This window comes from Gluconobacter sp. GP1 (genome assembly GCF_032913585.1).
Classification (GTDB): Bacteria; Pseudomonadota; Alphaproteobacteria; order Acetobacterales; family Acetobacteraceae; genus Gluconobacter; species Gluconobacter cerinus.
In genome coordinates, this window is sequence record NZ_JASGXC010000001.1 from 869,932 (window position 1) to 883,887 (window position 13,956).

Here is a 13,956-nt window from a genome sequence, read left to right on the forward strand (position 1 = left end):
TGGATCATCATTCAGCTAACGGAAAACGATCGTTCTGAAGATTGCGAAAATATTATTTTCAACGAAAAGAGTGCGGTATGCCCCTGTTTCGTCAGACAGAACGTGACAGTTCAGAGGTGCCGCATTTCCCTCACCAGATCCTGAACTTGTAACGGTTCCGTATTCCTTACAAAATCATTTTAATCTGTAAGGAGTTACCCATGCGTTCAGGCATCCTGACCCGTTCTTTTCTTGCTGTCAGCCTGCTGGCAGCCACCTGTCTCACAGCTCACGCGGAGGCCCCCGTCTCTGACAACGTCAAACAGGCTGAAACGGCATCGCAGTTTCTGACAACACCCCAGAAGGTTGTATCAGATGGAGCTGTAACCATTCGTGGTCAGCACATTCCTTATCAGGCCGTCACCGGCACGCTGATTGTCCATGCCCAAGGGTGGGATGATTCCGATACCGGTCCCAGCGATCCAAAAGCTGAAAAGAAAAACCCGGACGCCGTCGCTTCCATTTTCTATGTGGCCTATTTCAAGAAGGGCGCGCATGCAGAGAACCGCCCGATTACGTTTGTTTATAATGGTGGTCCCGGTTCTTCGAGTGTCTGGATGCATATGGGTGCTTTTGGCCCACATCGTATCGTCACCGCAGATGACAGCCACACAGCAGCGGCCCCGTACAAACTGATTGATAACAATGACAGCCCGTTGGATGCCACGGATCTTGTTTTTATTGATGCGCCAGGCACTGGCTTTGGGCGCCTTGTCGGCAAAGATAAGGAAAAAGCCTTCTACGGTACAGATCCGGACGCCGCAGCCTTCACGGACTTCATTGCTCAGTTTCTGACCCGTTTCGGACGGTATAACTCTCCCAAATACCTCTTCGGAGAAAGCTACGGCACGACGCGCTCAGCAATCGTCGCCAACCAGTTGGCCTCTGAAAAAGGCATCGATCTGAATGGCGTTATGCTGTTGTCGCAGATTCTGGATTACGACAATTCGATCGACAACGTGAAATCAAACCCCAGCGTTGATCAGCCCTATGTCCTTGCCCTGCCTAGCTTCGCTGCCACGGCCTGGTATCATCATAAGTTGCCAGCACAGCCCAAAGACCTGAAAAGCTTCCTGAGCGAAGTCGAACATTTCGCGCTTACGGACTATACCAGCGCCCTTCAGGACGGCACCGCCATTTCAGACGAAAAGCTGGAACAAACGGCCCAGAAGCTGCACCAATATACGGGCCTTCCCGTCGACTACCTGAAGAAAGCTGACCTACGCGTCAGTGGTGGCGAATTTGCCAAAACCCTGCTCGGCGATGACGGAATGGACACAGGCCGTCTGGACAGTCGCTTCTCCGGGCCAGCGATTGATCCACTGGCGCAGACCCCTGACTATGACCCCCAGTTTGCCGCGATGCAGTCAGCCTATGTGTCCGCCTTCAACGATTATGCGCGCAATACGCTGCATTACGGAACAAACCCGGCTTTCAATGACGGCTACGAAGAATACAAGGTCAGCGCCCATTCAATCGGCAAATGGGCCTTTGTGCATAAGCAGCCAGGCGCCGGTCGGCCAGCCAAGGGCGCGCCAAATGTCCTGCCGGACCTTGCAAGCGCCATGAAGCAGAACCCGAGCCTGAAGATTATGCTCAATCAGGGATACTACGATCTGGGGACGCCTTTCTTCGAAGGGATCTATGAGATGCAGCATCTCCCGATCCCTCACAAGCTGGCCTCAAACATCGAAATTCATCAGTATGAATCCGGTCACATGGTCTATGCCCATGCACCAGCCCTCACCGAGCTTCATGATAATGTTGTCAACTTCATCAACAAGACGCATGGCTAACACCATCCGTCTTGACGATTAACCCATACTGAATGGCGGACCTGTCAACTTTTGAGCTTTGACAGGTCCGCCATTCAGAACATGATCAGGCGTGTGCGGCTACGCCCAGTGCCCGAGCAGCGTCCGTGGCAATATCATGCCGGAGTTTCACGACACTGTGCCCCCCGAACGGATGAACCCGATTGGTCAGAATGAGCACATAACTGTCATTCTCAGGGTCAATCCAGAGCGACGTCCCCGTAAAGCCGGTATGGCCGAATGATCTCGCCGAAAACAGATCCCCTCTTGGGGAGGAATAGTGCGTGGCGATATCCCAGCCCAGTCCTCGCAGGTCAGTTTTACCAGCGGGCTGTTGTGGGGTTGTCATCAACTCCAATGTACTTCTTTGAAGCGGAAACGTGCTGGGACGACCAGCGAGACGATCCAGTAATGCCTGTGCATACAGGCACATGTCCTGCGCATCGGAGAAAAGCCCCGCATGCCCTGCAACGCCCCCCATGCGGCGGGCGGTCGGGTCATGCACGACGCCGCGCAACATGTGATGTTGGTCATCATACTGCGTAGGCGCAATATCAGGCTGTAAGGCAGCGTCCGGCAGGTAACCGGAGTGCGACATTTCCAAGGGCGTTAGGATATTGTCAGCGACATACTGGTTCAGGGGCTGACCTGTAACCTTTTCCACGATCAGGCCCAGCGTAATGTAATTGATATCGCTATAGACAAACTTTGCCCCTGGCGGATTAGCAAGCGGCGATGTCATGGCAAGGCGGACAGCCTCTGCTTTTCCGCTCCATGGAGTATCAAGCGGCACATCCGGGGGAAGGCCCGAATAATGGGTCAGCAGAAGCCGCAGGGTGACAGCCGATTTTTTGTTGGCTGCGAACTCTGGAAGATAACGCACGACCGGATCGTCAATATTGATTTTTCCGTGTTCCACCAACTGCATGACAGCCAGAGCCGTCATTGTTGGCTTGGTCAGCGATGCCATATCGAACCGCGTGTCCCAGGTCATGGGCTCACGAGTAGGCACCAGAGCCCGGCTTCCATACACATAGCGATGTGCGATCTCGCCGTTATGACCAACAGCAAGAACAACGCCAGGAGTCTCTTTGTCTTTCACGGCCTGTCGCGCCAGGGCGTCTACTTTGGAGAACCTTCCCTCACTGGAAGAGGCACATCCCACCAGAGCGCTACAGGATAGCGCCGCACCACCGATCAGAAACTGACGCCGACTGCTGCGCTCTTTGGTCAATGAATAAAGCAATCTGGCCTCCTGCTTCCCGGTTCTTCCGGATACGTAAGAACCGGAACAGTAACGCGGTTCAGGGAGAGCGCAAGCGGGACAGCTTCAGGGGGCACGTTAAAAAAAATGGCTACCCGAGCTTGCCCCTTACTCAGAGGGAGCATTTTATAATTCATTCTAAAGGACGATGCGCACTCTCTAGCGGGTGTTCACGCATCACTGCTTTAATAGTCCGAATGACCTGACCAGATGTGATATTCCGCGTACATTCAAACTGACGACTGGTGCCCGCATGACGGGGGCAGAAAAGAAAGTCACTATGGCTGAAGGGATGCCGAATATCGTGCCAGCAACTGTTGCAGGTGTTGGTATTAAAAACCCGATACGGTGTCTGAAATTCGTTTATCGGATGTGTAAATCCGGAAATCATGACAACGGGTGTGTCAGCCGCCCAGGCGAGCCAGGAGAGACCGCTCGACAGGCCTACAAAAAACTCTGCGTGCTTTAGCCACTGAAGGCGTTCGCGAAGGGGCCGGGCGCCAGTCTCATCTTCCGCGTTATGAGGGATCTGGTTCCAATGAAGGCCTTGGCCATATTTTATTTCTCGGTCGATGCAGATAACGCGATACCCTGACCGCTTGAGAAACTCCACGACGTCATACCAACCCGTCGGGTTATTCCAGTATTTGCACTGGGCACTGGCCTGACTGGCGATAACAACATAAGGCTCTTCAATCGGTCTTTCGTCAGGAATATCCAGATGCAGAGGCTCTTCCTCGGGAGAAACTCCGAGAATATAGCCTGCTGTTCTGTGCAATCCAACAATCCGAAAGTCGGCAGGTTGCCAGGTGTTGTCTTCATCCCCAAAGAATAAACCGATATAATACGTGGCGTAAAACTCGTCTTTTAACGCGCTGAACTCATGCTTTTCAACAAATCTGATATCTGGGTATGAAGTGGAAAGCAGTTCTTTCATCTGCTCCGATACCATCACTGTGAGTTCGCATGCATGGTCTCGTGCAAAACGCACAGCATATGGCACCCAACCAGCCGTATCGCCGATCGTACTGCCTGCCATAAGAATGGCTATTTTTTTACCCTGAGCGTCATAGTTGTGAGAGAAAACGAGCATTCCCGCCTGGAAGACTTCGATCCTTGCGTTCAGGTAATGCTTTTTTCGGCTTTGAAAGGTCGCATCACTCCCCTCACCGTCAAAAATAACAGTGTCTGTATCAAGATCAGTAAGCCGAACGCGCCATATCCCTTTGGGAACCGTGACACGGACCCCTTGGTTAAAATCATATCGAATACCCGCAGACCCTTCCTGCGTTGCCACGTTTGAAGGGCTCGGAAATGTCGCGGTCTCGGTTGATGCGGCAGCCGTAGTTACTTTCGAGACGCTGTCAGTCTCATCAGACGGATCTACGGCAGGCGGCGTCGCAACAGGCTTACTGGAATGTCCAGCAAGCATGATTGACTGGAAGATGTCATTCGCTTTTGCAGTCGTCATTCTGACACTCCCTCAAAATCGGGAATTTTCATGATTGTGTCGATTACCTGCTGCGAAGAAATCAGTCGGGTACATTCGAACTGTTTGTCGGTGCCACTCTGCCGCGGACACCAAAGATAGTCGGCAGGATCAAGCTGACAGCGGATATCATTGGAACACCCATTGCAGGCATTCCAGTTAATCACGCGGTAGGGTGTTTCAAACTCATTGTCAGGCCGCGTGAAGCCGCTGATCAGCACAATAGGCGTACCGACTGCCCAAGCAAGCCAGCTTAGACCGCTGGAAAGCCCAATAAAAAACTCTGCATACCGCAACCATCTCGCACGTTCTGCAAGAGGCAGCGCGCCTGTGAAATCTTCCGCCCCATATGGAATATTATTCCAAATGGTTCCGACGCCGTTAACCCGGCTCCTGTCGATACAGATGACTCGATAGCCATGCTTTTTCAGGAAACGGATCGTCTCCAGCCAACCAAACGGATTGTTCCAGTATTTGTTCTGGGATGTCGCCTGGGTCGCAATGCAGACATATCGTTCCGCAAGAGGCCTCCCTCCCTCCATGACGTCAACATCGGGTGGACGTGATGTCCTCGAAAGGCCCAGAATAAGAGCCGCATTATTTTCCAGGCCTGCTTCACGATAATCCACAGGACTATGGTTGCGGGCAACGTCATTGTAAAAAATCAGAACTTTATAAGAGGCATAATAGTCTTTTCCTGCCTCTTCTTCAGTCGATACAAGCCGAATGTGGGGATACACCGGGATGAGCAGACTGGCGATGTCCGGGCGCACCATGCATGTCAGCCGACATTCGTGTTTGCGGGCAAACTCTGCCACTTGCCCGAACCAAGCCAGATGATCACCGATGCCGCCTTCCCGCATTCTGACGAGAACGGGCTGATCTTTCAGGTGCATTTCATATGTAAAGAAGGGTTCGCCGTCTTTTGTAATCTCGATCTGATAGCGCAGGTAATATCTTTTTATGCTCTGTACGATCCCCTGAGACACGTCCTCGGAAAATAAAACCGTGTGCGTATCCAGATCTTTCAGGACAACATGCCAATTACCAGCAGGTAGAAGAACGCGGCATCCATCGTTAAAATCGAAGCGAATACCTCCCGGCCCTTCCTGCGTCGGCGCAATAGAAGCGGGTTGCACTGGAGGCACTGAGGGGCTGCTCATGCTCACATTTTCCCCTCTGCAATTTTCAGAATACGCACTTGGCCAGACCCGGCTGGACTATGAGTATATTCGCCAAGGATCGCAATATTGCCCTGAAGAAGCTCCTTCTTGGTTTCCGCCACTCTGATTTTTCCGCTTGGCGTTTTCAGGATCGCACTGGCGCGCAGGAAAACGACACGGCAACGCCGCGTCGGAAAATGTGTGCAGATCGTCTCGCCGATAGCTTTACCCAGTTGCGTCAGATCACCATCTGATCCCGATGGGAGTTCAGTCACAAGAACAAGCGACGTTTTGTCTCCAATGGTCTCATCAAAGACTGCCGTTGAGAACAGCCGAATATCGGCTTCGAACGCTCCCAGACAAGCGATAATATCTTCAGGATCAAGAACACTGTCGCCGAGTTTGATCCGATTATCCTGACGGCCAGTGACATACAGCGTTCCATCCAGCAGAAAACCACGGTCCCCTGTCCGTAAAAACGTCCCTTCTTCGCCCCCAACATGCCCTTCGAAAACCCGACTGTTTTCTACAGGGCGGTTCACGTACCCGGTTGCGACGCCGGGACTATGAATACGAATTTCTCCGACGTCTCCATCTGGAAGCGCTGTTTCAGTGTCCCCATCGGCAATTCGTACGATAATGTCAGATGGTGGCCTGCCGCAGCCTGCTAAAAGGCGCCTGTCGAGGATATCGCGCGGCGGGAGTGCATGACCATGCGCAAGACCGTCACGGGAAAACTCCCGAAACGACACGCCTTGCCCACGCTCACTGGCCGTGACCAGCAAGGTCGCTTCTGCAAGGCCATAACATGCAAAAAATGCACGTTCATCAAACCCGGATGACGCAAAACGTTTTGTAAATGACTGCATCGTGTCTGAGCGGATATATTCTGCCCCGTTGAACGCTACTTCCCAGCAGGACAGATCCAGCGATGCAACGTCTTCGGGGGCGATAGACCGCACGCACATTCCGTATGCGAAATTCGGGCCACCTGAGAGCGTCGCCCTGTAACGACTAATAGCCCGCAACCACCGTATCGGTTTTTCAGCAACAACTTCTGGCGGCAACAGAATACAACGCCCTCCGGTTGCCAGTGTCATGAGGGCGCCCCCAATCAATCCCATGTCATGAGAGAGAGGAAGCCAGTTAACGCCGCAATCGCCCTGCCGATACCCAAAAGCCTCTGCCTGACGGAACAGATTATGCGCGATATTGCGATGCGTGAGCAGAACACCCCGTGGTGTCCGTGTGGAGCCCGACGTGTACTGAATAAGCGCAACATCCGTTGGCAAAGGATGTGCCACACTCTCGTGCTTTGCAGACGGGCGGATCTTGTCTGTCGGGATCCACAGAAACCGCGAACCATCGACCTTATCGGGGCAAACTTTCTGAAACTCGGTGAGAATGCTGCGATTGCCTATAACCGCCGCAGCTTCAACGTCATCTCTCAGCGCGACAAACCGGTCCCGCGCGCCAAACGCTTTGGGATACACGCCTGAAACCGGTACCAGCCCCGCGCACAGACACCCGAGAAGTCCACGAATGTAATCAAGGCTGCTTTCATACAGCAGAAGCACCCGAGCACCGGGCTCAAGCATTCGCTTCAGCCATACAGCCAACGCCGTAGCCTGCGCAGCAAGCTCAGACGCCGTTACAGTGTCCGTTTCATTTTCGCCGTCTCCGAGCAAAGTATAGACTTTGAGGTCCGGCGTTCTGGCGGCATGAAAGAACAGCGCATCAACGATCGTGCTCCGCTGCCAATCCAGTATTTCCTGTCCATCAGCGGCAAGAACCGTGGCAAAGGACTGTGTCATGGGAGTTGCGCCGTCTGGCCGATCTTGACCCTGTTCAAAAGAAACTGGGACATTTTCCGGATACTTTCATCACGTGCAAGAACAAGGATGGAGACTTCGACACCAAACTCTAACCGCAGAGCCGTTTGAAGTTCAACGCCGGCCAAAGAGTCGATCCCAAGTTCGGACAAGCGTGCACGGTCATCAATGCTTGTCGGCTCCAGATGCAATGTTTGGGCAATCAGAACCTTCACCTGCTCTACAACATAAGGAAGACGTTCATCTTCCGGCAATGCCGAGAGTGTGGCGAGCCGCTCACTGGTCGCTCCATTACTGGCATCCGCTAGGCGAACAAGTGAAAAGCGGGCCAGCGCGTTTGCCCCGGGAACAATCTGCGCCCATTTTTTCCAGTCAATCTCAACACAGGCAACTTCCGGCAACTCTAGCGCAAGCATTTCTGGTAAGTGGGCCAACGCATCATGAGCCGGCATTCCCTTAAGACCGGCGGCTTCTAAAGCCTGAGCCGCAGTCTCGTTCCGGCTTAGCATGCCCACATCTGCAATCGCTCCCCAATCAACCGCGAGAGCTGCCTCTCCATCCTTCCAGCGATTGGCCGCTACCGCCCCCAGAACGGCATTGGCGGCGATATAAGCACTCTGGCCGACGTTCCCCAGCACCGTAGTGACAGACGAAAACAGCACGAAATAATCCAGGTCCATGCCTTGAACCAAACGGTCAAGGATGATTGCGCCCTGGGCTTTTGCCTCAAGAACCCGGCCAATCCGCGCTTCGTCCAGATTTTGGACAAGCGCGTCGTCCAAAATTCCAGCACAATGAAAAATGCCACGAATTGGTGGGAGATTGCTCGTAAAGGCAATTTCCTCGAAGACATCCTGCATAGCCTCTTCGTGCGAGACATCGACCTGGATGGTATGAATGTGCACGCCTGCGGCACGCTGGATTGCCAATTGCTCGCTCACCCCGGTTTCCTCCGGTGTTCTGCGACCCAGCAGAACCAAGTTACGAGCGCCCTGTTCAATCAACCATTCAGCGGTTGCCCAGCCAAAGCCACTCAGGCCGCCTGTAATAAGATATGTTTTTCCATCCGACACCTGCGGCTGCGGCCTCGGCAAGGGCGAGGCTTTGAGGTCGTCCAGATCGGAGTAATCAATAACGACTTTGCCCATGTGCTTGGCAGATGCCAGCAGACGGAACGCTCCGGCGGCATCGCGCGCAGGAAAGCTTTCCAAAGGCAAAGGTTGCACGTCTCCGCTTTTGGATAGCGCGGCCACATCTGACAGGAGTGACCGCATCAGCGCGGGCCGCTCCAGCATCATCCGATCAAGGTCGAGTGAGAAGAAAGACAGGTTTTCATTGAACGGAGCGAGGGGCAATCCGCGTTTTTCAATGATGTCCTTTTTTCCGATTTCGACAAATCGGCCATAGGGAGCCACGATCGACAAGCTGTGCGTCTGCCCCTCTCCGGGCAAGGAGTTCAGAACGACATCAACACCGCGCCCCTGCGTGACGTCCCGTATCCCTTCCGCGAATTCCAGCGAACGAGAATCCCAAACGCCCTCACATCCGAGTTCTTTAAGATACTGCCGTTTCTCCGGGCTTCCCGCAGTTGCAAAAATCCGGGCTCCCACCCGTTTCGCCAACTGGATTGCCGCCAGACCAACGCCTCCAGTCCCGGAATGAATCAGGACTGTTTCACCCTTTTCAAGATGCGCGAGACGGCACAAACCATAATACGCCGTGATGAAAGCCACAGGCAGCGTGGCGGCCTCAAGTGGCGACCCAAGCCCTTCAATGGGAAGCGCAAAAATACTTTCTGCGTCAGCAGTGAAATGAGACGCAAAACACCCCGGCCAGGAGACGAGATATCGTTCGCCCGGCGCAAAATCCGTTACGCCCTCACCGATAGCAATCACCTCAGCAGAAGCTTCCATGCCAAGGCTTTCGCCATGGAACGTATCATCCACAACACTTTGCGGAATAAGGCCGGTCGCTTTCAAAATGTCCTTGAAGTTCAGTGCTGCGGCGAGCGTTCGAAACAGGACCTGACCTGGTTGCAGCGGATCTGCGACAAACCGCTCATGATGCAGCCTATCCAGCGAACCATTCGATGCACTCACAAGACGGACCCCGACAAGCCGCCCATCCGCAGTTTCGTTGGGATGATAAAGCGTCGGCACAGGTTCAGGCTTCGTTTCTGACGGGGTTAGACGCCCTACAGCCCGCAGGCCAGGGCGGAGGACGATATCGTCCTCTGCATCCTGCTGAACAATTTCCGCACAGAGCTGCTGCAACGTAGCGTCGTCAACCACACGCCCGATATCGACGATGCGAAACGCAAGATCTGGCCGCTCTGATGCGACCCCTCGTGCAAACCCCCGGATAGCGGCCTGCCCTGTATCCAGATCATCACTTTGAAGCGCTTCCGCAGAAACTGCCCCGCGCGTGACGATCAGGCATTTCGGCGCAGCTTCACCGTCTTCCGAAACCCTGATCGCCCTGACGAGACGCAGGATCTCTGCAATACCCTGTTTTCCGGTTGCGTCTTCGATAGGTGAGCACAGATAAAGGATTGCATCATTCGTTTGAGCCAGCGTCTCTGCCAGGGCCGCCTGATCCACATCATCGATCTTCAGGGTATCAACCATAATCCCCTGGCCAGCAGAAACCTGACTGAACTGCTCCAGCAGAGGTCCATCACGCCCCAGAACCAGTGCTGTTAGAGGCTCCGCAAAATGCGGAAGCAACTCCGTCTGAACCCACGCCGGGCGATAGAAACGACGGACATTTTCCGCTCCCATACCTGCAGCGACCAGCTTTCGAATAGCCCGCGCCTTGAAGCCGAGGATTTCGGCAACAGGTTCACCCGCTTCTGTAAAGAGCCGGATATCGCCCTCAATGCCGGCTTCGGAACGACGTGTCAGAGCAGCATGAGCCAGAAGGACTTTATGGTGTCCTCCACGATAGACGACCTGCCGCGCGCCTGTCGGAACAAAAACTCTTTCTTCCGCAGCGCTGTATCCGGCACCGATCAATGCCTGGAAAGCACCATCAAGCAGTGCCGGATGAAGAAAATACTCTGTGATGCTCTCAGCATCTGCCAACTCCAGACGCGCGAAGGCAATGCCTTCACCGGCCTTCAGCTCTTTGATCGTCTGAAAAGCCGGGCCATACGAGAAGCCATGCTCTGCAAGTCTCGCGTAGAACGTTCCTGGCAGAATTTCGTGTTTGAGATCGGCTTGTAAGCTCTCAGGAGCCACCGGGTCTGCTGCCCATGGCACACTTGCCAAAACACGGAGCTTAGCGTGCTGAATCCACTCTTCTTCACCATCGTCGCCATGAGACGATGATACCGTCAGAACGCGCGTTTCTTCATCAAATGCCCACTCGACAACAGGTGGCGTGAGGCTATCCAGAAGGAGAGCCTGACCAATTTCCAGATCTTCCAGAATTGCGGCATCAGAGCGTTCGATCTGACGATGTAAAGCCAAGCCGCCTTCAATATAGCCCGCAGCCGGAAACAGGCAGATCCCGTCCACTTTATGATCGGGCAACCACGGCATGTAGTTGCGATTAATGTCCGCAAGCCACCCCGGCCGGGATGCGCTGACTGGAATACCGAGAACCGGATGAACGGTTCCGTCGAGGCGATCCTTGCGCGAAACCTCAGTCTCAGACCAGAACCGGCTTCGAGACCACGCATAATGAGGAAGGTCCGTCCGATGCCCTCCCGTCAGCAGAGACCAATCCAACGGCACGCCAGCCATGTAGAGTTTGGCGATACTGCGCGCTATGGCTGTATCTTCCGCGTCTTTGCGGCTCAGGCTGGCAATGACGGCAACGTCCCCGTCAATCTGCTGCGCTGTTTCCCTTATCAAACCGCCCAGCACCGGGTGTGCACCAATCTCAAGGAAAACCCGGTGCCCGTCGCCCATTAAGTTCTGAATAGCATCATGGAACAGGACGGGCTGCCGCGCATTTCCGTACCAGTATTCCGCATCATGAAGAGCATCGTCAGCCCAGCGCGTGCCCGTTACTGTTGAATAGAGCGGAATGTTCGGGTTTCTCGGAGCGAGTGCTGCAAGCGGGTTTAGAAGATCATCTCGGATCTCTTCCATCAGGATACTGTGATAGGGGACTTCAACTCTGAGAAGGCGATTGAACGTGCCATCCTGATCACATCGCGCAGCAAGCTCTTTAAGGGCGGCCTCCTCACCCGCAAGCGTCGCAGACTTCGCGCTATTAAGAGCGGCGACTGACACCCGGTCTTCATAGCCTGAGAGTAATTTTTCGGTAGCCTGTCTGCCAGACATCCCAATCGCGAGCATCGCACCACGCCCGGCCAAACGCGCCTGTTGCTGGCTCCGATGAAAGATAACAGTTACAGCATCTTCAAGAGACAGGGAGCCAGCGATGTAACTCGCGGCGACCTCACCCACGCTATGGCCAACGATCGCCGCGGGTACCACGCCATGAAAACGGAAGAGCTCAGTAAGAACAACCTGAACCATAAAGATGGCCGGCTGGGCGACAACCGTTTCATCAATGCGGGAATGTTCCGCAGGCTTCAGGATTTCATCCAGAATGGACCATCCTGCAAGTGCAGAAAACAGGCTATCGATCTGCTGAATAGTGCTGGAAACAGGTTCAGGGGCCTGCCTGAGAATATGCTGCCCCATACCCTTCCACTGGGAGCCCATTCCTGAGAACACAAAGACAGGATGCTGCGTCTCACCATTTCGACGCCGCCCCACCGTGACCGCTGGTGAAGATTGCCCTTCAGAGAGCGCTTTCAAGCCTGCAATCAGCTCTTCCCGATCCCGGCCAGACACGACAGCCTGCATTGGCAGACGCGTCCGGTAGGTTGCTGCAGAAAAACAGACATTAGCTACGGACGGAGCGGCAGAAGATGCCAGAAGACTTGCATAAGAGCGCGCAAGTGTTTTCAAAGACGCGTCTACCAGCGCATTCACAGGCAGCAGGAAACGTCCAGATGGCATCCTGACGATCTCTTCCAGCCTTTTCTGAGACTGGTCAGCTGCCCTCGGTGCTCTGAGAAGCGCAACTGCGTTTGTTCCGCCATACCCAAACGAATTGACGCCTGCATAGACCGTTCCGGCCTCAGCCTTCAGCGGGGTGAGAGTGTCCTGGGCGACCTTCAAATGAAGATCTGCGAACGGGATTGCAGGATTAACCTGTGTGAGGTTCGCCTGCGGCGGGATAGCGCCATGTTTCAGGCAAAGGAGCGCCTTGATAAGCCCGGTAACACCGGCCGCGGCTTCCAGATGTCCCAGATTGGCTTTGATGGATCCGACAATCAGGGGGCTTTCTGAGGCACGCTTGTGACCGATCGCCGTTCCCAATGCACGCGCCTCGATAGGGTCGCCAACTGGTGTGCCGGTACCATGTGCTTCTACATATCCAATCGCGGCGAGATCTATGTGCGCCTTTTGAGCCACCTCTTCGATAAGCGCACGTTGAGCATCTTCGCTGGGCATCGTTAATGACAGTGTACGGCCGTCCTGATTGACGCCCGTTCCCGCGATCACACCGTGAATAACGTCTCCATCCCGTTTTGCATCCGCAAGTCGCTTGAGCAGGACGATGCCTGCGCCCTCCCCGCGTCCATAGCCGTCCGCATCAGCAGAGAAGCTTTTGCAGCGCCCATCAGCCGCCAGAAAGTGCCCTTTGGACATGGTGATGGAAGCAGGTGGAGCAACCATGATGTTGACGCCACCGGCCACGACGACATCACTTTCCCCATTCAGCAAGCTGATACGGGCCTGATGAATGGCCACCAATGATGATGAGCATGCCGTATCGATAGACATGCATGGCCCCTGAAGACCAAGATTATGCGAAATACGCGCGGCAAGCATCGTGGCTGACGCAGCAGTTGCGGCAAAATGATCCGTGATCAGGGGCCGGTTAAGAGGGGAACCGCAAGCAACGAGCCAGTCCAGAGAAAACGTGCCGATGAAGACACCGGTGCGGGTTCCTGCCAGGGTGGCAGGAAGAATTCCGGCATTTTCCATCGCCTCCCAGACGACTTCCAAAAGAAGCCGCTGCTGAGGATCCATGAGGGTGGCTTCACGCGGCGAAATACCGAAAAACAACGGGTCCATTTCATCGATCTTCTGATCAATGAATGATCCACGTCGCATATAGGTCTTGTTGGGGGTTTCGTATTCAGGATCGTAAAAACGCTTGATACCCCACCGATCAGCCGGAACATCGGATGTGGCGTCGCCTTGTTCACACAGAAAGCGCCAGAGAGCCTCGGTTGTCTCTATTCCCCCGGGAAGGCGACATCCGATCCCGACGACTGCCACTTCATGTCCGTAATCGATCATTTAAAACCCGCTTTTTGTCTTCT

6 protein-coding genes are annotated in these 13,956 nt (G+C 54.3%); 1 reads left to right on the plus strand and 5 read right to left on the minus strand.

Going from position 1 to position 13,956, the window contains the following annotated elements:
• The first annotated feature begins 200 nt into the window (after nt 1–200).
• A complete protein-coding gene (locus tag R5H23_RS03910; protein WP_317214437.1) occupies nt 201–1,835 on the plus strand; it encodes a S10 family serine carboxypeptidase-like protein in 1,635 nt (544 codons plus the stop codon).
• 85 nt (nt 1,836–1,920) lie between these two features.
• Here R5H23_RS03910 and R5H23_RS03915 read toward each other — a convergent pair whose 3' ends face one another.
• The 5 genes from R5H23_RS03915 to R5H23_RS03935 all read right to left on the minus strand — a co-directional run bounded on the left by R5H23_RS03915 (nt 1,921) and on the right by R5H23_RS03935 (nt 13,933).
• The gene (locus R5H23_RS03915; RefSeq protein ID WP_317214438.1) at nt 1,921–3,099 is read right to left on the minus strand and encodes a serine hydrolase domain-containing protein; all 1,179 of its coding nucleotides are present in this window, start codon (nt 3,097–3,099) and stop codon (nt 1,921–1,923) included.
• A gap of 151 nt (nt 3,100–3,250) precedes the next feature.
• Nucleotides 3,251–4,588 (minus strand): autotransporter strand-loop-strand O-heptosyltransferase, encoded by a 1,338-nt coding sequence (locus tag R5H23_RS03920; RefSeq protein ID WP_317214439.1) that lies wholly within the window; start codon nt 4,586–4,588, stop codon nt 3,251–3,253.
• Nucleotides 4,585–5,769 carry an autotransporter strand-loop-strand O-heptosyltransferase gene (locus R5H23_RS03925; protein ID WP_317214440.1) on the minus strand — a complete coding sequence of 395 codons (1,185 nt, stop codon included), beginning with the start codon at nt 5,767–5,769 and terminating at the stop codon, nt 4,585–4,587. Before R5H23_RS03925 ends, R5H23_RS03920 begins: the two co-directional genes overlap by 4 nt.
• Nucleotides 5,770–5,771: 2 nt before the next feature.
• A complete protein-coding gene (locus R5H23_RS03930) occupies nt 5,772–7,583 on the minus strand; it encodes a fatty acyl-AMP ligase (RefSeq protein WP_317214441.1) in 1,812 nt (603 codons plus the stop codon).
• Nucleotides 7,580–13,933: a type I polyketide synthase gene (locus R5H23_RS03935; protein WP_317214442.1), complete on the minus strand. Its 6,354-nt coding sequence runs from the start codon at nt 13,931–13,933 to the stop codon at nt 7,580–7,582. The genes R5H23_RS03930 and R5H23_RS03935 overlap by 4 nt, the downstream gene beginning before the upstream one ends.
• Between the last annotated feature and the right edge of the window lie 23 nt (nt 13,934–13,956).